Below are 24,835 nucleotides of genomic sequence, written 5' to 3'. Positions count from 1 at the left end.
TTGAACCGGGCGGGGCCGGGGCGTCGGGTGCGTGCGGAGGACCTGCGGGGCGCTCATGCGTCCCCCAGCTCGCGGTCGATCAGGTCGAAGAGGTCGCCCGCCGTCTCGACGTCGGCGAGCTCGTCGTCCCGGGCGGCGGGAACGGCGACCGGAATGAGGGGCTCGCCCTGCCAGCGGGAGAGCAGCTCGCGCAGCCGGGCGGTGACCTTCTCGTGGTCCTCACCGGCCATGTCGGCGTCCGCCAGGGAGCCTTCGAGGCGGTCCATCTCCGCGAGGAGGGCCTGCGCGGTGCCGGGCGGCTCGGGCAGGGACAGTTCGTTCAGCAGGTACCGGACCTGGGCCAGGGCGGTCGGGTAGTCGAAGACGAGGGTGGCGGGCAGCCGCAGGCCGGTGACGGCGCCGAGCCGGTTGCGCAGCTCGACCGCCGTCAGCGAGTCGAAGCCCAGCTCCTGGAAGGTCTGTTCGGGATCGATGTCGTCCGCCGAGCCGTGTCCGAGGACGGCGGCGGCCTGCTCGGCGACCACGTCGAGGAGGAGCTGGTCGCGGTCCGCGCGGGACAGCGGAGCCAGCCGGTCGGCCAGCGACTGCGGAGCCCCGGTGACGGGTGTCGTCCCGGCGGCGGTGGCGCGGCGCCGGGCGGGGGTTCGGACGAGGCCGCGCAGGAGCACCGGCAGGACGTCGTGGTGTTCGCGCAGCGCGGCCGGGTCCAGGTCCATCGGCAGCAGTGCGGCCCGGTCGGTGCCGACGGCTGCGTCCAGGAGCCGCATGCCGGCAGCGGCGTCGAGCGGCGCCATGCCGGTTCGGGCGTGCCGTTCGCGGTCGGCGTCGCCGAGCTCTCCGGTCATGCCCGCCTCGGGCAGCCAGGTGCCCCAGGCGAGCGACGCGGCGGGCAGGCCCTGGGCGCGCCGGTGGTGCGCGAAGGCGTCCAGGAAGGCGTTGGCGGCCGAGTAGTTGGCCTGGCCCGCTCCGCCGAACGTGCCGGCGACGGAGGAGAAGACCACGAATCGGGCGAGGTCGAGGTCGCGGGTCAGTTCGTGCAGTGCGACCACGGCGTCGGCCTTGGGACGCAGCGCTTCGTCCAGTCGGTCCGGTGTCATCGAGGACAGCACGCCGTCCGCGAGGACACCCGCGGTGTGGATCACGGCCGTCAGCGCCCGGTCGGCGGGGATGCCCGCAAGGAGCGCGGCGAGCGCGGTGCGGTCGGCCACGTCGCAGGCGGCCACCGTGACGTCGGCTCCCGACTCGCGGAGTTCGGCGCGCAGTTCGGCGGCGCCGGGCGCGTCCGGGCCGCGCCGGCCGGCGATCAGCAGGTGCCGTACACCGTGCTCGGCGACGAGATGGCGGGCGACGATGCGGCCGAGTCCGCCGAGTCCGCCGGTGAGCAGGACCGTGCCGGCCGGGTCGGGCTCGGTCGGCAGGGTCAGCACGACCTTGCCGATGTGCCGTGCCTGGCTGACGAACCGGAAGGCGTCAGGCGCCCTGCGTACGTCCCATACGGCCATCGGCAGCGGCCTGAGCACGCCGCGCCCGAACAGGTCGGCCAGGTCGGCCAGCATCTCGCCGATCCGGTCGGGGCCGGCCTCGATCAGGTCGAACGCCCGGTAGACGACGCCGGGATGGTCGGCGGCGACCTGCCCGGTGTCGCGTACGTCGGTCTTGCCCATCTCCAGGAAGCGGCCGCCGCGCGGCAGCAGCCGCAGGGAGGCGTCGACGAACTCCCGGGCCAGCGAGTCGAGGACGACGTCGAAACCACGGCCGTCGGTGGCGGTGCGCAGCCGCTCCTCGAAGCCGAGGTCGCGGGAGGAGGCGGTATGGGCGTCGTCGAGGCCGGCGGCGCGCAGCGCGTCCCACTTGGCGGGTGACGCGGTGCCGTAGACCTCGGCTCCGAGGTGCCGGGCGAGCTGGACGGCGGCCGAGCCGACGCCGCCGGCCGCAGCGTGCACGAGAACGCTCTCGCCGGGCTCGAGTCCGCCGAGGTCGACCAGCGCGTAGTAGGCGGTGAGGTAGGCGATGGGGACGGTCGCGGCCTCGGCGAAGCTCCAGCCCTTCGGGATCCGCGTGACCATCCGGGCGTCGGCGACCGCGACGGGCCCGAAGGCGCCGGCGAACATGCCCATCACCCGGTCCCCGGGGGCGAGGACGGTCACCTCGGCGCCGACCCCGGTGACCACGCCGGCGCCCTCCAGGCCGATCGCGGTGGCGTCGCCGGGGTACATGCCGAGCGCGGTGAGGACGTCGCGGAAGTTGACGCCGGCGGCGCGCATCGAGATGCGCACCTCGTGGGGGGCGAGCGCCGCGTCGACCTCCGGGCAGGCCTCGAGACGCAGGCCGTCCAGACTTCCCTTGTGTTCCACGCCGAGCCGCCAGGCGGCGGTCCCGGCGGGCGGGAGAAGGGCACGGTCTGCGGCCAGCGGGACGATGTGCGGTGCGGCCACCACCCCGTCCCGGACGACGAGTTCGAACGCGTCGTCGCCGAGCACGGCGGGCAGTGCCCCCGCCGAGGCGTCGCCGCCGTCGGTGTCGGCGAGGACGAAGCGGCCCGGGTTCTCGGTGCGGGCGGCCCGCACGAGGCCCCAGACCGCCGCCTGCGCCGGATCGGCCGGGCGGGGGCCCGCGGGGACGGCGTCACGGGTGACGACGGCCAGCCGGGCGTGCGCGAACACCGGGTCGTCCGCCCACTGCCGGACGACGGCGAGCGCCTCGGCGAGGGTCGTGCGGGCCGCGTCGGCGAGGTCGGCGGCGTCGCCCTGGACGCCCGCCGTGACGGGCACGGCGTACAGGACGGTGTCGGGCGCCTCCCCGGCCTCCGCCAGGGCGTCGAGGCCGGGGACGCGGCGCACGGTGTGACCGGAGGCGCGCAATGCGCCGGCCAGTGCCTCCGCCTCGTCCGCGCCGACGATCGTCCATGCGGCCGGAGCGACGGCGTCCGCCGCGGCCAGCGGCTGCCAGTCCAGTTCGTACAGGCCACGACGGTCGGGGGCGCCGACGGTGGAGCCCGCCAGATCGCCGGTCAGCTCGCGCAGGGTGAGCGAGCCGACGGACCCGACCGGGCGGCCCGTCGGGTCGGCGAGGGCGAGGCCGACGGCCTCCGGGCCTTCCTGGACCATCCGCAGCCGCAGCGCCGAGGCGCCGACGGCGTCCAGGCGTACGTCGCTCCACGAGAAGGGCAGCCGTCCGGCGTCCTTCATGGGCACGAACATCACGGCGTGCAGCGCGGCGTCGAGCAGGGCCGGGTGCAGGTCGAAGGCGTCGGCTGCCGGGGCGGCGTCCGCGGGCAGCTCGACCTCGGCGAACACCTCCTCGCCGCGCGTCCAGACCCGGGTCAGCCCCTGGAACAGCGGGCCGTAGAGGTGGCCGCGGTCGGCGAAGGCCTCGTAGAAGCCGTCGAGCGGGACCTCCGTGCCGTGTTCGGGCGGCCAGACGGTGAAGTCGTACGGTGCGGCAGCCGGTTCGGCGGCGGCGGTGAGCAGACCGCCGGCATGCAGGGTCCACGGTGCGCCGGCCTCGGCTGCGTCGGGCCGGCCGTGCACGGTCAGGGGGCGGGCGCCGGTGGCGTCCGGGGCCTCGACCCGTACCTGGACCTGGACACCGCCCTGGGCGGGCAGGGTGAGCGGGGCCAGGATCGTCAGCTCCGCGACCTGTTCGCAACCGGTCCGGGCGCCGGCGTGCAGGGCCAGGTCGAGGAACCCGGTCGCCGGGAACAGGGCGGTGCTGGTGAGCGCGTGGTCCTTGAGCCACGGGCTGCTGCCGAGTGCGAGCCGGCCGGTGAGGACCTGGGTGTCGCCGTCGGCCAGTTCCACGGCCGCGCCCAGCAGGGGATGGCTGCTCGCGCCCAGCCCCGCGGAGGTGACGTCGCCGAGGAGCAGGGGCGGCCTCGGCCAGAAGCGGCGGCGCTGGAAGGGGTACGTGGGCAGCTGAACGGTGCGGGCGGCGGCGCCGTCGAACAGTCGCGGCCAGTCCACCGGCAGGCCGTGCGCGAAGGCCTGGGCGACGGCGTCGAGCAGCGTCTCGCGCTCGCCACGGTCCTTGCGCAACGACGGCACGAGGAGGGCGCCTTCGGCGTCCGGCAGGCAGCTCTGCGCCATCGCGGTGAGGGTGCCGTCGGGACCGACCTCCAGGAACCGGTCGACACCGTGCTCGGCGAGCCGGCGGACGCCGTCGGCGAAGCGGACGGCGTCGCGCACATGGCGCACCCAGTACTCCGGGTCCTGGAGTTCGCCGCCGGCGGCGCTGCCGGTGACGTTGGAGACCACCGACATCCGGGGCGCCTCGTAGGCGATGCTCGCGGCGACCTCGCGGAACGCGTCGAGCATCGGCTCCATGAGCGGGGAGTGGAAGGCGTGGCTGACCCGCAGCCGGGTGGTGCGTCGCCCGTCGGCGGAGAAGCGTGCGGCGATGCCGGTGACCGAGTCCTCGGCGCCGGAGACGACCACCGAGCGCGGGCCGTTCACCGCGGCGATGCCCGCGTCGCGGAGCCCCTCCAGCAAGGGCAGTACCTCGTCCTCGGTGGCTTCGAGCGCGAACATCGCGCCCCCTGAGGGCAGTTCCTGCATGAGCCGGCCACGGGCGGCGACCAGGGCGCAGGCGTCCTGGAGCGAGAACACTCCGGCGACATGGGCCGCGGCGATCTCGCCGACGGAGTGGCCGGCGACATGGTCCGGGCGGACGCCCCACGACTCCAGCAGGCGGTACAGGGCCACTTCGACGGCGAACAGCGCGGGCTGGGCCCACTCGGTGCGGTTCAGCTGCTCGGCTTCGCCGCCGAGGACGAGGTCGCGCAGTTCGTCGCCGAGATGGGCGCAGACGGCGTCGAAGGCGGCCGCGTAGACCGGGAACGCTTCGTAGAGTCCGCGTCCCATGCCCGGTCGCTGCGCGCCCTGCCCGGAGAAGAGGAAGGCGGTCTTGCCCTCACCGCGGCGGACGCCGGTGACCGTGTGCGGTCCGCTCTCGCCGGAGGCGATCAGCCGCAGTCCGTCGGTCAGCGCCGCCCGGTCGGCGCCGAGGACTACGGCGCGGTGTTCGAAGGCGGTGCGGGTCGCGGCGAGTGACAGGCCGATGTCGGCGACGCCGGTGTCGGGCGACTCCCGCAGGTGCTCGAGGAGTCGGGCGGCCTGGGCGCGCAGGGCGTCACGGCTGCGTGCGGTGAGGACCCACGGGGTGGGCGGGGCGTCCGTGCCGTCGGCGTCGGACGTGTCGTGCGGTCCGTCGGCCGCGCCTTCGTCGTACGCCTCGTCGGCGACGCCCTCCAGAATGACGTGCGCATTGGTGCCGCTGATACCGAACGACGACACACCCGCACGCCGCGGACGCCCGGCCTCCTCCTCCCAGACCCGCGCCGCCGTCACCAACTCCACCGCACCCGACGACCAGTCCACATGCGACGACGGCTCATCCACATGCAACGTCGCCGGCACCACACCCGACCGCATCGCCAACACCATCTTCATCACACCCGCCACACCGGCCCCCGCCTGCGTATGACCCACATTCGACTTCACCGACCCCAACCACAACGGCCGATCCACCGAACGACCCTGACCATAGGTCGCCAACAACGCCTGCGCCTCGATCGGATCACCCAACCGCGTCCCCGTACCGTGCGCCTCCACCACGTCCACATCCACCCCGGACACACCCGCATCCGCCAACGCAGCCCGGATCACCCGCTGCTGCGACGGACCGTTAGGCGCACTCAACCCGTTCGACGCACCGTCCTGATTCACCGCCGAACCCCGCACCACCGCCAACACCGGATGCCCCAGCCGACGCGCATCCGACAACCGCTCCACCAACAACAGACCACCCCCCTCCGAGAACCCCGTCCCGTCCGCCGCCTCCGCGAACGCCTTGCACCGACCGTCCACCGCCAACCCCTGCTGACGACTGAAGTCCACGAACAGACCGGGTGAGGCCATGACCGTGACGCCGCCGGCGAGGGCGAGGTCGCATTCGCCCGTGCGCAGGGACTGCGCGGCGAGGTGCAGGGCGACGAGGGAGGCGGAGCAGGCGGTGTCGACGGTGACCGCCGGGCCTTCCAGCCCGAAGGTGTAGGACAGCCGGCCGGAGACGACGCTGGCCGCGTTTCCGGTGAGCATGTAGCCCTCGAAGTCCTCGCCGGAGGCGGCGAGCATTCCGGTGTAGTCCTGGCCGTTGGTGCCGGCGAACACCCCGGTCCGGCTGCCGCGCAGCGACCGCGGATCGATCCCCGCCCGCTCGAACGTCTCCCACGCCATTTCCAGCAGGAGCCGCTGTTGCGGGTCCATCGCCACGGCCTCGCGCGGCGAGATGTTGAAGAACGCCGGGTCGAATCCGCCCGCGTCGCTGAGGAATCCGCCGGTCCGGGTGTAGACGGCGCCGGCCTTCCCGGGCTCGGGGTCGTAGAGGGCGTCGAGGTCCCAGCCGCGGTCCGCGGGGAAGGGGACGAGGCCCTCTTCACCGTCCAGGAGCATCCGCCACAGCTGGTCGGGGGTGCTGATGCCGCCGGGGAACCGGCAGCCCATGGCGACGACGGCGATCGGGTCGTCGTCGGCCACGGTGCGGCGCCGGGCTTCGTCCGGCGCGGCGGGTGCGGTGTCCTCGGCGACCTGGGTGAGCAGGAAGTCGGCCAGCGCCCGGCAGTCGGGATGGTCGAAGACGAGGGTGCTCGGCAGGCGCAGGCCGGTGACGCGGTTCATGCCGTTGCGCAGTTCTATGGCGCTGAGCGAGTCGATGCCGAGGTCGGTGAAGGGACGTTCGGGTTCGACGGCGTCGGCCGAGGGGTATCCGAGGACGCTCGCGACGTGCCCGCGGACGATCTCCAGGGCGGCGCCGGCCCGTTCGTAGTCGGGCAGGGCCGTCAGGTGGGCGTGGAGCGACGACACCTCGGCATCAGCCGTCGTGTCCTGCGGGGCGGTCTGCAACGCCCGCCGTGCGGCGGGCAGTTCGTCGAGGAGGCGGGTCGGCCGCGGGGCGGTGAAGGACAGCGCGTAGGTGTCCCAGCGCAGGTCGGTGACGACGACGTGGGTGTCGCCGAGGTCGAGGGCACGGCCGAGGGCCTCGCAGGCCTCGGCGGTGTCCATGGGGTGCACTCCGTAACGGCGCATGCGGTCGCCGGCGGCGTCTCCCACCATGCCGCCCTCGGCCCACAGGCCCCAGGAGACGGCCGTGGCGGGAAGCCCGGCGGCTCGGCGTTCGGCGGCGAGGGCGTCGAGATACGCGTTGCCGGGAGCGTAGTTGCCGAGTCCCGCGCCGCCCAGGACGCCCGCGGTGGAGGAGAACATGACGAAGGCGGAGAGGTCGAGATCGCGGGTGAGTTCGTGCAGGGCCCGGGCGGCGACGGCCTTGCCGCGCAGGACCGGCTCCATGCGGTCGGCGCCGAGCGATTCGATCACACCGTCGTCGAGGGCGCCGGCGACGTGGAACACCGCGTCCAGCGGCAGGTCCGCGGGGACCGCGGCGAGCAGGCCGGCGAGGGCGGTCCGGTCGGACACGTCGCAGGCCGCGAGGGTGACGTCGACTCCACGGGCGGTGAGTTCGTCCCGCAGGTCGACGGCGCCCGGCGCGTCGGCGCCGCGGCGGCCGGCCAGCACGAGACGGGTCGCGCCGCGGTCGGCGAGCCAACGGGCGACGTGGCCGCCCAGGGCTCCCGTGCCCCCGGTGACCAGGACGGTTCCGCGGGGCTGCCAGGGCTCGGCGAGGACGTCCGCGGCCGGGGCGTGGACCAGCCGCCGGCCGTGGGCGCCCGTGGCGCGCAGCGCGATCTGGTCCTCCTGGCCGGGGGCGGCGAGGACGGCGGTCAGGCGGGTGGCGGAGCGGGCGTCGAGGTCGGCGGGCAGATCGATCAGGCCGCCCCAGCGCTCGGCGTGCTCCATGGCGGCGACCCGGCCGAAGCCCCAGACGAGGGCCTGGGCGGCGTCCGGCGCGGGATCGGCCGCGCCCACCGCGACGGCGCCGCGGGTCGCGCACCACAGGGGTGCGTCGACGCCGAGGTCGCCGAGCGCCTGCACCAGGGCGAGCGTCGAGGCGAGACCGACCGGGACTGCCGGGTGGGCGGGGTGGTCGCGGGTGTCGAGTGCGAGCAGGGAGAGCAGGCCGTCGACGCGTCCCGTGTCCTCGTCGGCGGTGAGGAGGCCGGCGAGCGCGGCCCGGTCGGCGCCGCCGTCCGGCAGGACGATCCGCCGGACCGTGCGGGCGCCGCCCGCGGCGAGCGCGTCGGCGACCGCGTCGGCGAGTGCGGTGTGGCCGGCGGCGTCGGCGGGGGCGAGCAGCAGCCAGGTTCCGGTGAGGGTGGCCGGGCCCGGGTCGAGCGGCGTGAAGGCGACGCGGTAGCGCAGGGCGTCGGTGGCGGCCAGTGCCCGGCGGGCGCGCCGCCAGCTGCCCAGCGCGGGCAGCACGGTGCTGAGCGGGGCGTCGGCGGGCAGGTCGAGGGCGTCGGTCAGGCTCTCCAGGTCCTCCTGCTCCACGGTCTGCCAGAAGCGGGCCTCGACGGAGTCGGCGGTGAGCCCGCCGTCGGCGGCGAGGTCGGCGGCGACCGCCTCCCGCAGGGTCGGCCAGTAGCGCCGGTGCTCGAACGGGTAGGTGGGCAGGTCGGTGCGGGTGGCGCCGGTGCCGGCGAAGAGGGCTTCGAAGTCGATGCCGACGCCGTGCACGTGGGCCTCGGCGAGCGCGCCGAGGAACTGCCTGAGGTCGCCCCGGTCGCGTCGCAGGGAGCCGAGGACGGCGCCGTCCGCTCCGGCCGCGTCGAGGGTGTCACGCAGTCCGACCGCGAGCACGGGATGCGGTCCGACCTCGACGAAGGTGCGGTGTCCGGCGGCGATCAGGCCGCGCACGGCCTCCTCGAAGCGGACGGTCTCGCGCAGGTTGGCGTACCAGTAGTCGGCGGTCAGCCCGGTGGTGTCGAACCAGTCGCCGGTGAGGGAGGAGCGGAAGGGGATGTCCGCCTCTCGCGGCGTGATGCCGTCCAGGGCGGCGAGGACGGTGTCCCGGATCGCCTCGACCTGTGCGGAGTGCGACCCGTAGTCCACGTTGACCTTGCGGGCCCGGATGCCGTCACCGGTGAGGGCGGCGTGCAGTTCGTCCAGGGCGCCGGCCTCGCCGGAGACGACGACGGACGCGGGGCCGTTGACGGCCGCGACGGCGAGCCGGTCCGCCCACGGCGCCATGCGGGCGCGGGTGTCGTCGGCCGACAGCGGCACGGACATCATGCCGCCGGCGCCGGCGATGCCGGTGATGGCCCGGCTGCGCAGGGCGACGACGCGGGCGCCGTCCTCCAGACTCAGGGCGCCGGCGACGCACGCGGCCGCGATCTCGCCCTGGGAGTGTCCGACGACGGCGGCCGGACGGACGCCGTGGGCTCGCCACAGGGCGGCGGTCGCCACCATGACGGCCCACAGGGCGGGCTGCACGACGTCGACGCGACCGAGGTCGGCGCTGTCCTCGTCGCCCCGCAGCACCGCCGTCAGGGACCAGTCGACGTGCGGGGCGAGCGCCTGCTCGAGGCGGTCGATCTGTTCGGCGAACACCGGCGACTCGTGGAGGAGTTCGCGGGCCATGCCGACCCACTGGGCGCCCTGTCCCGGAAAGACCAGAACGGGTTCGTCGCCTCCGGGGACGGCCGCTCCGACCACTGCGGGCGCGCTGAGCGGTCCGTCGGCGGCGAGTGCGGCGAGCGTCTCGTCGAGCCGGTCCGCGTCGTCGGCCAGGACGGCGGCGCGGTGGGCGAAGGAGGCGCGTCCGACGGCGAGGGTGTAGCCGAGGTCGGTGAGGGACGTGCCGGGCCGGGCGCGCAGGCAGGCGCGCAGCCGGACGGCCTGGGCGCGCAGCGCGGCGGGCGTGCGGGCGGAGAGCAGCACGGGGACGGCGGGCAGCGCGGCGCGTTCGGCGGGCAGCGCCGGGGCATCGGGCGCCTGCTCGACGATGACGTGCGCGTTGGTGCCGCTCATGCCGAAGGAGGACACTCCGGCGCGACGGGCGCGGCCGGTGACGGGCCAGGGCTGTTCCTCGCTCAGCAGCCGGACCCGGCCGGCGCTCCAGTCGACGTGCGGGGTCGGCTCGTCCGCGTACAGGGTGCGCGGCAGGATCCCTTCGCGCAGGGCCATGACCATCTTGATGACGCCGCCGACGCCTGCGGCGGCCTGGCTGTGCCCGATGTTGGACTTCAACGAGCCGAGCCACAGCGGCCGGTCCTCGTCGCGGTCCTGGCCGTAGGCCGCGATCAGCGCCTGGGCCTCGATGGGGTCGCCGAGGGTGGTTCCGGTGCCGTGCGCCTCCACGGCGTCCACGTCCTGCGGGGACAGCCCCGCCGAGGCCAGCGCCTGGCGGATGACCCGCTGCTGCGACGGCCCGTTGGGGGCGGTCAGACCGTTGGACGCGCCGTCCTGGTTGAGGGCGGAGCCGCTGACGACGGCGAGCACCTGGTGACCGTTGCGGCGCGCGTCGGAGAGGCGTTCCAGGACGATCATGCCGACGCCCTCGGCCCAGCTCGCGCCGTCGGCGTCCGCGGAGAACGGCTTGCAGCGGCCGTCCTCCGCGAGGGCGCGCTGGCGGCTGAACTCGATGAGCGAGCCCGGCGTCGACATCACGGTGACACCGCCGGCCAGGGCGAGTTCGCATTCTCCCTGACGCAGCGACTGGGCGGCCAGGTGCAGGGCGACCAGGGAGGACGAGCAGGCGGTGTCGACGGAGACGGCCGGGCCTTCCAGCCCGAGGGCGTAGGAGATGCGGCCGGACAGCACGCTGGGCGAGTTGCCGGTGCCCACGTAACCCTCGAAGTTGTCGTCGGAGGCGGCGAGGATCGTCACGTAGTCCTGGTAGGTGACGCCGGCGAAGACGCCGGTGTCGGAGCCGCGGGCGGCGACGGGGTCGACGCCGGCGCGCTCCAGTGCCTCCCAGGACACTTCGAGGAGCAGACGCTGCTGGGGGTCCATGGCGAGGGCCTCGCGCGGACTGATCGCGAAGAACGCCGGGTCGAAGCTGCTCGCGTCGTGGAGGAACCCGCCTTCCCGGGTGTAGACCGTGCCCGGGTGGTCGGGGTCGGGGTGGTAGAGCCGCTCGGGATTCCAGTTGCGGTCGGTCGGCAGGGGCGAGATGCCGTCCACTCCGGCGCGCACCAGGTCCCACAGGTCCTCGGGCCCGGCGATGCCGCCGGGGTAGCGGCAGGCCATGCCGACGACCGCGATGGGGTCGTCGTCGACGGCACGGCGGACGCGGGCGGGCACGCCGGTGACGACGGCGCCGAACAGGTCGTCGGCGAGGTGGCGGGCGAGGACGGCCGGGGTCGGGTGGTCGAAGACGAGCGTGGCGGGCAGGGTGACGCCGAGGGCCGCGCTGAGTCCGTTGCGCAGTTCGACCGCGGTGAGGGAGGTGAGGCCGAGGTCGGTGAAGGGTCTGGCGGGTTCGACCTCGTCGGGACCGCTGTGGCCGAGCACGGCGGCGACCCGGTCCCGTACGGTGGCGAGAAGTGCGCGCTCGCGTTCCGCGGCCGGCCTGCCGGCCAGCCGTTCGAGGAGGCTGCCGGGGGGCTGGGTACGGGCGGCGGCCCGGCGGCGGCCCGGTTCCGGGACGGGCCCGGTCTCCGGGCGGGCGGCGGCAGCCGAGGTCGTGGACGCCCCGGGCGCCGGCCGCAGCAGCAGCGACCCGACGGCGAGGACGGGGTCGCCGACCGCGTCGGCGGCGGTGAGGGACAGCGTGTCCGCTCCGGTGCGCTCCAGGCGGACGCGCAGCGTCGTGGCGCCGGTGGCGAACAGCCGGACGGCGCCGGCGGAGAACAGCATGCGTCCCTCGCCCAGGCCGTCGAACGTCCCGAGGCCCAACGGGTGCAGGGCGGCGTCGAGCAGGGCCGGGTGCAGGTCGTGGCGGCCGGCGTCGGCCGTGGCGGACTCGGGGAGCGAGACCTCGGCGTACACGGCGGTCCGGTCCCGCCAGACTGCCGACAGGCCCTGGAAGACGGGCCCGTAGTCGAGACCTGCCTCCCGCAGCCGCGTGTACAGCCCCTCGGCGTCCAGTTCCTCGGCGCCGGGCGGCGGCCATGCCGTCAGGTCATGGTCCGGGGCCGGTTCGGTCTGCGCCGTGAGGACACCGGCGGCGTGCCGGCTCCACGCGGCGCCGGCGCCGGCGGCCGGGCGTGCGTGGACGGCGAAGGCACGGTCACCGCGGGCGTCGGGCGCCTCCACGCGGATCTGCAGGGCGACGGCGTCGTGCTCGGGCAGTGACAGCGGGCGTTCCAGGACCAGTTCCCGAACCTGCGGGCAGCCCGCGTGGGCGCCGACGGCGAGGGCGAGCTCGAGGAAGGCGGTGCTCGGGACGACGGCTGTGCCGCCGATGCGGTGTGCGGCGAGCCAGCTCGCGGCTCGGGTGCCGAGGCGGCCGGTGAACAGCAGGGAGTCGTCGACGGCGGACGGGACGACCGCGCCGAGCAGGGGGTGGTCGGCGGGAATGAGTCCGGCGGCGGCCGGGTCGCCCCCGGCAGCCCCCGCCTCGATCCAGTATGGCCGGTGCTGGAAGGCGTAGGTGGGCAGTTCCACCGGGCGGGCGCCGGGCGCGGTGGCGTGGAGCACGGCGCGCCGGTCGACGGGTGCGCCGTGGGTGTGCAGGGCGCCGACCGCGGTCAGGAACGTCTCCGCTTCGTCGCGGTCGTCGCGCAGCGTGGGCACGGCGAGCGGCGCGCTGCCCTGCCAGGATCCCTGGGCCAGGGCGGTCAGGGTGGTGTCGGGGCCGAGTTCGACGAGGCGGACGACGCCTTGCTCCTCCAGGGCGGCGACCGCGTCGGCGAACCGTACGGCGTGCCGCACGTGCCGCACCCAGTACGCGGCGTCCGTCAGCAGGCCGGGTTCGGCGACGCGGCCGGTGAGGTCGGAGACGACGGGGACGTGGGGCTCGGTGTACGCGACGGTGTCCGCCACGGCCCGGAAGTCCTCGAGCATCGGCTGCATGCGCGGCGAGTGGAAGGCGTGAGCGACCCGCAGCCGGGTGGTCTTGCGGCCCTGCTCCGCGAAGTGGGCGGCGACGGCGAGAACGGCGTCCTCGTCGCCGGAGACGACCACGGACCGGGGTCCGTTGACGGCCGCCACCCCGATGGCCTCCTCACACCCGGCGAGCAGCGGCAGCACCTCGTCCTCGGACGCCTGGAGGGCGATCATCGCGCCGCCCTCGGGCAGCGCCTGCATCAGCCGGCCGCGGGCGGCGACCAGCCGGCAGGCGTCGGGCAGGCTGAACACCCCGGCCACGTGAGCGGCGGCGATCTCGCCCACGGAGTGGCCGATCAGGTGGGTGGGCCGCGCCCCGAGCGACTCCAGGAGGCGGAAGAGGGCGACCTCCACGGCGAACAGGGCGGGCTGGGCGTACTCGGTGCGGTTCAGGGTGTCCGCGTCGCCCTCGTGCACCACCTCGGCCAGAGGCCGTGCGAGGAGTCCGTCGAAGTGCCCGCAGACGGTCTCGAAGGCGTCGGCGTACACGGGGAACGCGTCGTGCAGTCCGCGGCCCATCCCCGGGCGCTGGGTGCCCTGTCCGGCGAACAGGAACGCGGTGCCGCCCCCGCTCAGGGTGTCCCCGGTGACCACGGCGGGGCTCGTCTCTCCCGAGGCGAGCGCACGGAGTCCGGCCAGCAGTGCGGCACGGTCGGAGCCGGTGACGACGGCTCGGTGTTCGAGCGGCGCACGCGTGAGGGCGAGCGAGTGCGCGACGTCGGCGGCGTCCAGAAGCGGGCGCTGTTCCAGGTGGGCGAGGAGCCGGCTCGCCTGGTCGCGCAGGGCGGGTGCGCTGCGCGCCGCCAACAGCCACGGCAGCGCGGTCCGCTCGCGGTCCGTACCGCCGGCGCGGGGAGCGCCCGGCTCGTGCCCGGCGGCGGCCGGTTCGGCGAGGATGACGTGCGCGTTGGTGCCGGAGACGCCGAACGCGGAGACGCCGGCGCGGCGGGTGCGGTCACCGGCGTGCCAGGCCACGGCCCGGTCCAGGAGGCGGACCCGACCGGTGTTCCAGTCGACGCGGGAGGAGGGGCGGCCGGCGTGCAGGGTGGTCGGCAGCGTCCCGTTGCGCAGGGCGAGGACCATCTTGATGACGCCGACGGCTCCGGCCGCTGCCTGGGTGTGGCCCAGGTTGGACTTGACGGAGCCGAGCCACAGCGGCCGGTCCTCGTCGCGGTCCTGCCCGTAGGCCGCGATGAGCGCCTGGGCCTCGATGGGGTCGCCGAGGGTGGTGCCGGTGCCGTGCGCCTCCACGGCGTCCACGTCCTGCGGGGACAGCCCCGCCGAGGCCAGCGCCTGCCGGATGACCCGCTGCTGCGACGGCCCGTTGGGGGCGGTCAGACCGTTGGACGCGCCGTCCTGGTTGACGGCGGTCCCCTCGACGACGGCCAGCACACGGTGGCCGTTGCGCCGGGCGTCGGACAGCCGCTCCACGACGAGGATGCCGACACCCTCGGCCCAGCCGGTGCCGTCGGCCTCCTCGGAGAACGCCTTGCACCGGCCGTCCGGGGCCAGTCCGCCCTGAAGGCTGAACTCGACGAAGGCGCCCGGGTCGGCCATGACCGTCACGCCCCCGGCGAGGGCCAGATCGCTCTCGCCGGACCGCAGCGACTGGGCGGCCAGGTGCAGGGCGACCAGGGAGGAGGAGCAGGCGGTGTCGACGGTGACGGCCGGGCCCTCGAGTCCGAGGGAGTAGGCGATGCGGCCGGAGACGACACTGCCCGCCTGGCCGGTCAGCAGATGTCCGCCGAGGCCCTCGGGGATCTCCGTCAGACCGGTGGCGTAGCCGGAACTGCCGGCGCCGACGAAGACGCCGGTGCGCGAGCCCTTCAGAGCGGTGGCGTCGATGCCGGCGAACTCCAGCGCCTCCCAGGAGGTTTCCAGCACCAGCCGCTGCTGCGGGTCGAGCGCCTGGGCCTCGCGGGGGCTGATGCCGAAGAACGCGGCGTCGAAGGCGGAGGCCCGGGTCAGGAAGCCGCCGGAACGCGTGTCGCTGACCTCGAGCAGGGACGTCAGGTCCCAGCCGCGGTCCTCGGGGAACCCGCCGACGGTGTCGCCGCCCGCGGCCAGCAGCTCCCACAGCTGGTCGGGGCCGTCGATGCCACCGGGCAGACGGCAGCCCATGCCGACGATGACCACGGGGTCGTCGTCGGCGATCCGTGCCGTGGCCTCGTGCCGGACCTCCACGGTCCGGAACAGCACGTCCCGGAGGTGCTCGGCGACGGCGAGCGGCGTGGGATGGTCGAAGACCAGCGTGGTCGGCAGCGGAACGCCGGTCTCGGCGGTGAGGTCGTTGCGCAGTTCGACCGCGGTCAGCGAGTCGAAGCCCATGTCGCGGAAGGCCCGTCCCACGGTGACCGCGCCCGGGTCGGCGTGGCCGAGCGCGGCGGCGGCACGACGGCACACCAGGTCGAGCAGGCCGGCCTCGCGCTCTTCCGCGGTGAGCGGCGCGAGACGATCGCGCAGCGTGCTGCCCGCCGCCGTGACGGCGCCGTCCGCGGCCGGTCCCGCGGCCGTGTCGCCCGGCACGGCGAGCAGGGGGCTGGGGCGGCCGGTGGTGAAGGCGGCCAGGAACCGCTCCCAGTCCACGTCGGCCACGACCACGGTCGTGTCCCGGCCGGCCAGTGCGCGCTCGAGCGCGGTCAGCGCGGCAGCGGGATCGAGCGGCCGCAGTCCCCTGCGGATCAGCAGCCTCGCCGCCTCCTCGTCGGCGGCCATGCCGGTGTCGCCCCACGGCCCCCAGGCCACGGAGGTGCCGGCCAGGCCGCGGGCGCGACGGCGTTCGACCAGCGCGTCCAGGTGGGCGTTGGCTGCGGCGTACGCGGCCTGCCCACCGCTCCCCCAGACGCCGGCGATCGAGGAGAACGTCACGAAGGCCGACAGGCCGCTGTCACGGGTCAGCTCGTCGAGGTGGTCGGCGGCCACGGCCTTGGCCCGCAGCACGGCCGCGAGCCGGTCGGGCGAGCAGGCGGCGATGACCTCGTCGTCGAGGACGCCCGCGCAGTGCAGCACCGCGTCCACGGGGTGCTCCGCGAGGAGCCGCTCGACCGCGTCACGGTCGCCCATGTCGCAGGCCACCACGGCCACCCGCGCGCCGAGCTCGGCGAGTTGCGCGCGCAGCTCGTCCGCACCCGGAGCCTTGGGTCCACGACGGCCGGTCAGCACCAGCTCGCGCGCCCCGCGCGCGACGGCCCAGTGCGCGACGCGCGCACCGAGGGCGCCGGTGCCGCCGGTGATCAGGACGCGCTCCGGGGACGTCCACTCCCCCGTCCCGGCGGGGACGGGAGCGGGCACGAGCCTGCGGGCGTAGGCCTGGGCGCCGCGCACCGCGACCTGGTCCTCGTCGGCGGCCTCCAGAACGGCGGCGGCCCTAGCGAGTGCGCGCCGGTCCGGCCGTGTGGGCAGATCGAGCAAACCGCCCCAGACATCCGGGTGTTCGAGCGCTGCGACCCGGCCGAGGCCCCACACGGAGGCCGCCCCGGGATCGACCGCGGCCTCGGTCCCGGCTCCCACGGCCACGGCTCCGCCGGTGACGATCCACAGCGGCGCGCTGAGCCCGGCGTCGCCGTGGCCCTGCACCAGGGCGAGAGCGCTGTCCACATCCGGCAGGCACGAGAGCACACCGGCGACGGGAACGCCGTCGGCCACGGCCGCGCCGAACAGATCGCGGAGAACCGTGCGTTCCCCATGGGCGGCGCAGACCACGCGCTCGACTCCCGGCACGAACTCCTCGATGCCGGGCAGCGCCTCGTCCTCACCGGCCTGCAGAAGCAGCCACCGACCGTTGACCGTCCGCTCGCCGCCCGTCGCCAGACGATCCCAACGGACGCGGTAGCGCAGCGAATCCACGGCGGTCCGCTCGAGCTGAGCACGCCGCCACTCCGCCAGCGCCGGCACGACACCGTTCAGCTCCCCGCCGTCGAGGCCGAGGACACCGGCGAGTTCATCGGCGTCACCCTGATCGACGGCAGCCCAGAACGCGGCCTCCCCGGCCGTCACCACGGCCGTCGTCGCAAGGGCCCGCTTCTTCACCTCGGGCCAGTACCGGGTGCGCTGGAAGGCGTACGTGGGCAGCGGCGCGGGGCGCACGCCGGCGAAGATCCGGTCCCAGCGGACGGGAAGTCCGCAGGCGTGCTGAGCGGCCATCGCCGCGAACAGGCCGTCGACTTCGGGGCGGCCCTTGCGCTGCACGGGAACGCAGACGACACCGTCCCCGAGAGCGGTCCGGGCGAGGGCGGTGAGGGTTCCGTCGGGGCCGATCTCCAGGAACCGCGTCACTCCCTCGGCGGCCAGCGCAGCGATCCCGTCGGCGAACCGCACCGCCTCACGCACATGCCGCACCCAGTACTCCGCCGACGCCAACTCGCCCTCCACAGCGAGCCGCCCCGACACATTCGACACCAACGGAACCGACGCAGAGCCATAGGAGACGCCCTCCGCGACCTCACGGAAAGCCTCCAGCATCGGCTCCATCAACGGTGAATGGAACGCGTGCGACACCCGCAGACGCGACACCCGACGGCCCTGCGCCTTGAGCTGACCGGCGATCTCCGTGACGGCCGCCTCGACACCCGCGACCACCACCGCCCGCGGACCGTTCACCACAGCGACCGACACCTGCGCCCCACGGCCCTCCAACAGCGGCACCACCTCGTCCTCGGACGCCTGAAGGGCGAACATCGCACCGCCCGACGGCAACCCCTGCATCAACCGACCCCGCGCCACCACCAGCGCACACGCATCCTCCAGCGAGAACACACCCGCCACATGCGCGGCAGCGATCTCACCGACCGAGTGACCCATCAGGAAGTCCGGACGCACCCCGAACGACTCCACCAGACGGAACAACGCCACCTCGACCGCGAACAACGCAGGCTGCGCCCACTCCGTACGCTCCAGCAGCGCCACGTCCTCACCGAAGATCACATCCCGCAACCCACCCCCCACCTGCGCGCACACCGCGTCGAACGCCTCCGCGAACACCGGAAACGCCTCATACAACCCACGCCCCATCCCCACCCGCTGCGCACCCTGACCCGCGAACAAGAACCCCGTCCGACCACCGCGGCGGGCGGTCGCGGTGATGACGTCGGGTGAGGTGCCGCCGGCGGCGAGGACGTCGAGGCCCGCGGTGAGGGTCTCGCGATCGGCGCCGAGGACGACGGCGCGTTGTTCGAAGAGGGAGCGTCGAAGGGTCAGCGTGTGGGCGACGGCCAGGTCGTCGGTCCCCGGGTGCGTGTCGAGGTGGTCGAGCAGGGCGGCGGCCTGAGTTCTCAGGGCGTCGGCGGTCCGGGCGGAGAGGACCCAGGGGACGACCGGCGGCGCCGTGGGTTCGGGTGCCGTGTCGCCGTCTTCCGGTTCCGTGGCCTCGGTCTCGTTCGGCGGGGTCTCCTCCAGGATGACGTGCGCGTTGGTGCCGGAGACCCCGAATGCGGACACTCCGGCCCGCCGCGGCCGGTCGCCGGGCGGCCACACGACGGGCTCGGTGAGGAGACGTACGTGGCCCTCGGTCCAGTCGACCTTGGTCGTGGGCGCGTCGACGTGCAGAGTGCGGGGCAGGCGGGCGTGGCGCAGCGCCATGACCATCTTGATGACACCGCCGACGCCGGCGGCGGCCTGGGTGTGACCGATGTTGGACTTCAGGGAGCCGAGCCAGAGCGGACGGTCCTCGGCGCGGTCCTGTCCGTAGGCTGCCAGGAGTGCCTGGGCCTCGATGGGGTCGCCGAGGGTGGTTCCGGTGCCGTGCGCCTCGACCGCGTCGACGTCCAGCGGCGAGAGCCCGGCGGAGCTCAACGCCTGGCGGATGACGCGTTGCTGGGACGGTCCGTTGGGAGCGGTGAGTCCGCTGCTCGCGCCGTCCTGGTTGACGGCGGAGCCGCGGACTACGGCGAGCACCTCGTGGCCGTTGCGACGCGCGTCGGAGAGGCGCTCGAGCAGGAGGACGCCCGCGCCCTCGCTCCAGCCGGTGCCGTCGGTGGCGTCGGCGAAGGACCTGCAGCGTCCGTCCGGTGCGAGTCCGCGCTGTCGGCTGAACTCCAGGAAGGTGACCGGCGTCGACATGAACGCGACACCGCCCGCGAGGGCGAGGTCGCACTCACCCTGCCGCAGTGACTGCACCGCGAGGTGGAGGGCGACGAGGGAGGAGGAGCACGCGGTGTCCACCGTGACGGCGGGCCCCTCGAAGCCGAAGGTGTAGGAGACGCGCCCCGAGGCGATGCTCGCGGCGCTGCCGTTGCCGAGGTGGCCCTCGACGCCGGGGGGCGGCTCGGGGAACCGGGTGGCGTAGTCGTTGTACATGACTCCGGCGAAGACTCCGGTGGCGCTTCCGCGCAGGTCGGCCGGGCGAAGGCCGGCCCGTTCGAGGGATTCCCAGACGATCTCGAGCAGCATCCGCTGCTGCGGGTCGGTGGCGAGGGCCTCACGCGGGGACATGCCGAAGAAGGCGGGGTCGAAGTCGGCGGCGTCGTGGAGGAAACCGCCTTCCCGGGTGTAGCAGGTGCCCGGGTTGGCGGGATCGGGGTCGTACAGTGCGCCGAGGTCCCAGCCGCGGTTGTCCGGAAAGGCGGAGATGCCGTCGGTGCCCGTGTCGACGAGGCGCCAGAGGTCCTCCGGCGTGCGCACCCCACCGGGGTAGCGGCAGCTCATGGAGACGACGGCGATCGGTTCCGTTGCCCTGCCCTCGACCTGGCGCAGCCGGGCGCGGGTGCGCTGGAGGTCGCTGGAGACTCGGGTCAGGAACTCGCGCAGCCTGTCCTCGCTCACGGATCGGTCTCCCTTCGGCGGCGGGCACACAGGCTCGCGGTGGGGCACGGGCATCGGGCCGGCCCCGGCGCCTCGCGGGCGCCGGGGCCTGGTGAGGGCCGGCGTGCCGTCCGATGCCCTCGCGGGACGGGCCCGCGGCGCTCCCGGTGCCGGGCCTGTCCTTCGGGCCGATTATGGGAAGGGTTGCGCCCGTTTCGGGCTGTGGTCCGGGCGGCTCTAAGAGAACTTCTAGCGTTGCCGGGCGGGCCGGAGACCGGCCGGGCTTCGGGACCATGACCCTGCGCTCACAGACGGAGGGTCGTGTCCAGTGCGTTCTCGGCGACGCGCGGCAGGAGGCCGAGCTCGGCCGAGCGGTCCAGGAGGGTGCGCACGGCGTACAGTCCGTCCTGGCCGAGTGCGGCGGTGAACTCGTTGACGTACAGGCCGATGTGCTGGTCGACGACGTCCGGTTCCATCTCCTGGGCGTGCCGCAGGACGTGGGCGCGGGAGGCGTCGGGATCTTCCCGTGCCGCGCGGAGGGAAGCGCGGATCGTTTCGGTGAGCCGACGCAGTACGGGTTCCCCCAGGGAACGGCGGGCGACGATCGCGCCCAGCGGGATGGGCAGTCCGGTGCGCTTCTCCCACTCCTCACCCATGTCGGCCGTGCAGTGCAGACCGTAGCGCCCGTAGGTGAAACGAGCTTCGTGGATGACGAGTCCGGCGTCGACGGCTCCGTCCCGGACGGCGGGCATGATCTCGTGGAACGGCAGGACGACGATCTCGCCGACACCGCCCGGTATCGCGTCGGCCGCCCAGAGCCGGAACAGCAGGTAGGCCGTCGACGTGGTGCTGGGCACCGCGACGCGGGCGCCGGCCAGTGCGGCGGGCTCACCGGGCTCCGCCACCAGGACGAGGGGACCGCAGCCGTGGCCCAGGGCGCCGCCGCAGGGCAGCAGCGCGTAGTCGGCGAGGATGTGCGGCAGCACCCCGTAGGAGACTTTCAGGACGTCCAGTTCGCCGCGTTCGGCGAGCCCGTTGGCGATGTCGATGTCGGCGAGGGTGAGCCGTGTGCCCGGCGCGTCGGGGAGCAGCCCCTCGGTCCAGGCGTGGAAGACGAACGTGTCGTTGGGGCAGGGCGAGTGCGCGAGCGTCAGGGGCGCCGTCATGGCCGGTCCTTCCTTCTTGCTCCGTGGTGGGTACGGCAGCGATGCCCTCAGCAAAGCCGTTGCGGGTGTGGGGTTTTCCCCAGACTGCCCTCCGCGAGGATGAGCGGGCCCCACCCGACGCGGCGTCGATGCCCGCCGTCCGGCCGGGGACCCGCGGCTGCCGGATCGTTGGCCGGTTCCGCGGGTCGCCGAGGCCGGTCGGACCGACGAGTCGCCGTGTGGTGCGGATCCGTACTGTGCCGCCCGGTCACCACCGGGCGGAACGGTCGGTTCCGCGGGGCGTCGCGGTCGCGCCCTCGGGACCGTCGACGCGGCAGACCACGCCCATGCCACGTGCGCACCGTCACCATGCGGGCCGCCTGGCACTGAACGAGGAGGTTCCCGGCCATGGACGCTGGGCTCAAGCGCGAGCTGGAGGAGAAGGTCCTCTCCGGTGAGCGGCTGTCCCGCGAGGACGGCATCGCCCTGTACGAGTCGGACGACCTGGCGTGGCTGGGCGGACTGGCGCACGAGGTGCGGACCCGCAAGAACGGTGACGTGGTCCACTTCAACGTCAACCGTCACCTCAACATGACGAACGTGTGCACCGCTTCGTGCGCCTACTGCTCCTTCCAGCGCAAGCCGGGCGAGCAGGACGCGTACACGATGCGCATCGAGGAGGCCGTGCGTCTGGCCAAGGCGATGGAGAACGAGCACCTGTCGGAGCTCCACATCGTCAACGGGCTGCACCCGAACCTGCCGTGGCGCTACTACCCGCGCTCGCTGCGCGAGCTGAAGAAGGCGCTGCCCAACGTCGGTCTGAAGGCGTTCACGGCGACGGAGATCCATCACTTCGAGACGATCAGCGGGCTCACGGCCTCGGAGATCCTGGACGAGCTGATCGACGCGGGCCTGGAGTCGCTGACCGGCGGCGGCGCGGAGATCTTCGACTGGGAGGTCCGCCGGCACATCGTGGACCACCGCACCCACTGGGAGGACTGGTCGCGGATCCACCGCCTGGCGCACGAGAAGGGGCTCAAGACCCCGTCGACCATGCTGTACGGGCACATCGAGGAGCCCCGCCACCGCGTCGACCACGTCCTGCGGCTGCGCGAGCTGCAGGACGAGACGAACGGCTTCCAGGTCTTCATCCCGCTGCGCTACCAGCACGACTTCGTGGACATGAAGGACGGCAAGGTCCGCAACCGGCTCCAGGCCCGGACGACGATGGCGACGGGCGCGGAGGCGCTGAAGACGTTCGCGGTCTCGCGGCTGCTCTTCGACAACGTCCCGCACGTGAAGGTCTTCTGGGTGATGCACGGCGTCCAGACCGCGCAGCTCGCGCTGCAGCACGGCGCGGACGACATGGACGGCTCGGTCGTCGAGTACAAGATCACGCACGACGCCGACAACTACGGCACGCCGAACAAGCTGACCCGCGAGGACCTGCTGGACCTCATCCGGGACGCCGGGTTCCGCCCGGTGGAGCGCAACACCCGCTACGAGATCATCCGCGAGTACGACGGCCCCGACCCGGCCCTGCGCGAGTCGCCGCAGCCCATGCGGGTGTGACCCGCCGGCCCGGCCGCAGCGGCCGGGCGTTTCGTGTACCGCGTGCACGACTTCCCACGTGTGCGGTGCGTACGCCGCTCGGTCTCGAGCAGATGTCCGCGCACCGTGTTCACACCACGACGACATGGCCAGGCAGGTGTTTATGTCCCCACGGACGACGAATGACGAGGACCTGGAAGTCTGGATCGACCAGGACCTGTGCACCGGCGACGGGATCTGTGCCCAGTACGTCCCCGAGGTGTTCGAACTGGACGTCGACGGGCTCGCCTACGTCAAGAGCGAGCAGGACGAACTGCTCCAGGCTCCGGGAGCGACGACGCGCTTCGCCCTGGATCTGCTCACCGACGTGGTCGACTCGGTCAAGGAGTGCCCCGGCGAATGCATCCACGTGCGCCGTGTCTCCGACGGGGTCGAGGTGTACGGCCCCGAGGCCGCCGACTAGGCCCCCGTTCTCGCCCCCGGCCCCGGAGCGGCCGGATTCACCGCCCGGCGGGCCGGGCCGCCGCACCGCCCCGGCCACCGCACCGCCGGGCCGCTACATCGACGCACGGGAAGGACACACGTCCGATGAGTTCCACCACCGACAACCTGTGGGTCCGCAGGTTCCGGCCCTCCTCCGACGCGGCCGAGCGGCTGGTCTGCTTCCCGCACGCGGGCGGTTCGGCCAGCTTCTACCTGCCGGTCGCCGCCGCGCTCAGCCCCGGCGTCGATGTCGCCGCCATCCAGTACCCCGGTCGTCAGGACCGCCGGCACGAACCGGGCCCCGCCTCGATCGCCGCACTCGCCGACGAGGTCTGCGCGGCCCTCGCGGAGTGGGACGACGACCGGCCCACGACCTTCTTCGGTCACAGCATGGGCGCCCTGGTGGCCTTCGAGGTCGCGCGCCGCATGGAGCGCACCGGCGCGGGCCCCGTCCGGCTCTTCGCCTCCGGGCGCCGCGCCCCTTCGCGGGTGCGGAACGAGAGCGTGCACATGCGCGACGACGACGGTGTGATCGCCGAACTGCGCGCTCTGGCCGGCACCGACGCCCAGGTCCTCCAGGACGAGGAGCTGCTGCGCATGGTGCTGCCCGCGATCCGCAGCGACTACCGGGCCGTCGAGACGTACCGCTGTGAGCCCGGCGCCGCGGTGCGCTGCCCCGTGACCGTCCTCACCGGCGACGCCGACCCGCGTACGTCGTTGGAGGAAGCCCGCGCGTGGGGTGAGCACACCGAGGCCGCATCGGACGTGCGGGTCTTCTCCGGCGGGCACTTCTTCCTCTCGGAACGGCCGGCCGAGGTCCTGGCCGTGCTGAACGAGCACTTCACCGCCGCGGTCCCCCGAGCCTGACGGCGTTTCTCTGTCCCTCCCCTCGACCCGTTTCCGGGAGTTGTGCACCATGACCCAGCAACTCGCGCCCGACACGGTGCGGTCGACGCCTGTGCGCCGGCGCCGGCCCCGTGTGGGCCACATTCAGTTCCTCAACTGCCTGCCGCTGTTCTGGGGACTCGCCCGCACCGGGTCCCTCCTCGACATGGATCTGCACACCGACACGCCGGACGGCCTCAACGACGCGCTCGCCGCGGGCGATCTGGACATGGGCCCGATCAGCCTCCTGGAGTTCCTGCGGCATGCGGACGACCTGGTCGCCCTGCCGGACATCGCGGTCGGCAGCGACGGAGACGTCATGTCCTGCCTGATCGTCAGCCAGGTACCGCTCGGGGAACTGGACGGGCAGCCGGTGGCACTGGGCGCGACGAGCCGCACGTCGGTCCGTCTGGCGCAGCTGCTGCTGACGGAGCGCGTCGGGGTGAACCCCGAGTACTTCGTGTGCCCGCCGGACCTGCGCACCATGATGTCCGAGGCGAAGGCCGCGGTGATCATCGGCGACGCCGCCCTGCGCGCGGCCCTGCACGAGGCGCCCCGGATGGGCCTGGAGGTGCACGATCTGGGCCGGATGTGGAAGGACTGGACGGGACTGCCCTTCGTGTTCGCCGTGTTCGCCGCGCGCCGCGACTTCCTGGCCCGCGAACCGGAACTGGTGCGCCAGGTCCACGCCGATCTGCTGGCCTCGCGGGACCTGTCCCTGGCGGAGGTGGCGAAGGTCTGCGAACAGGCCGCCCAGTGGGAGGAGTTCGACGCCGCGACGCTCGAGCGCTACTACACCACGGCCCTCGACTTCAGTCTCGGCGAGGAACAGCTCGCGGGCATCGCCGAATTCGCGCGCCAGGTCGGCGGCGGCGACGAGGGCTTCCCGCCCGACGTCGCCGTCCGGCTGCTCGATCCCATCGCCCCCTGAACGCCCCACGCCACCGGAAAGGCCCGGCCACCACCATGCCCCGACCTCCGCAACACCGCCTCCAGTCCGTCCTCGACCGTGCCGCCGCCGGTGGGCGGATCACCCCCGAAGAGGCTCTCGACCTCTACCGCGACGCCCCGCTGCACGCGCTGGGCGCCGCC

6 protein-coding genes and 1 pseudogene are annotated in these 24,835 nt (G+C 74.1%); 5 read left to right on the top strand and 2 right to left on the bottom strand.

Annotated features, from left to right (window positions below; translation table 11 throughout):
- Positions 1-53: 53 nt before the first annotated feature.
- Complete coding sequence (locus ACN6LD_RS34000; protein WP_445045170.1) at positions 54-19,754, bottom strand: type I polyketide synthase; 19,701 nt, start codon at positions 19,752-19,754, stop codon at positions 54-56.
- A 230-nt stretch (positions 19,755-19,984) separates the two neighbouring features.
- Positions 19,985-20,845: a 1,4-dihydroxy-6-naphthoate synthase gene (locus tag ACN6LD_RS33995; protein ID WP_445045169.1), complete on the bottom strand. Its 861-nt coding sequence runs from the start codon at positions 20,843-20,845 to the stop codon at positions 19,985-19,987.
- Positions 20,846-21,232: 387 nt separating this feature from the next.
- On the opposite strand from ACN6LD_RS33995, the gene mqnE reads away from it, so the two are divergent.
- The 5 genes and pseudogenes from mqnE to ACN6LD_RS33970 all read left to right on the top strand — a co-directional run.
- Positions 21,233-22,396, top strand: coding sequence for an aminofutalosine synthase MqnE (gene mqnE / locus ACN6LD_RS33990; protein WP_445045168.1), 1,164 nt, complete (start codon positions 21,233-21,235; stop codon positions 22,394-22,396).
- Between the two features lie 124 nt (positions 22,397-22,520).
- Positions 22,521-22,838: a ferredoxin gene (locus ACN6LD_RS33985; RefSeq protein ID WP_307059308.1), complete on the top strand. Its 318-nt coding sequence runs from the start codon at positions 22,521-22,523 to the stop codon at positions 22,836-22,838.
- 125 nt (positions 22,839-22,963) lie between these two features.
- A complete protein-coding gene (locus ACN6LD_RS33980) occupies positions 22,964-23,725 on the top strand; it encodes a thioesterase II family protein (protein WP_319198302.1) in 762 nt (253 codons plus the stop codon).
- Between the two features lie 49 nt (positions 23,726-23,774).
- Positions 23,775-24,674 carry a menaquinone biosynthetic enzyme MqnA/MqnD family protein gene (locus tag ACN6LD_RS33975; protein ID WP_445045167.1) on the top strand — a complete coding sequence of 300 codons (900 nt, stop codon included), beginning with the start codon at positions 23,775-23,777 and terminating at the stop codon, positions 24,672-24,674.
- A 35-nt stretch (positions 24,675-24,709) separates the two neighbouring features.
- Positions 24,710-24,835: pseudogene (locus tag ACN6LD_RS33970) on the top strand (dehypoxanthine futalosine cyclase); the annotation flags it as partial.

The sequence above is a fragment of the Streptomyces sp. SAS_272 genome (assembly GCF_052543235.1).
The sequence above is the reverse complement of the archived record's forward strand: the minus strand, read 5'-3'. Positions and strand labels throughout refer to the sequence as shown.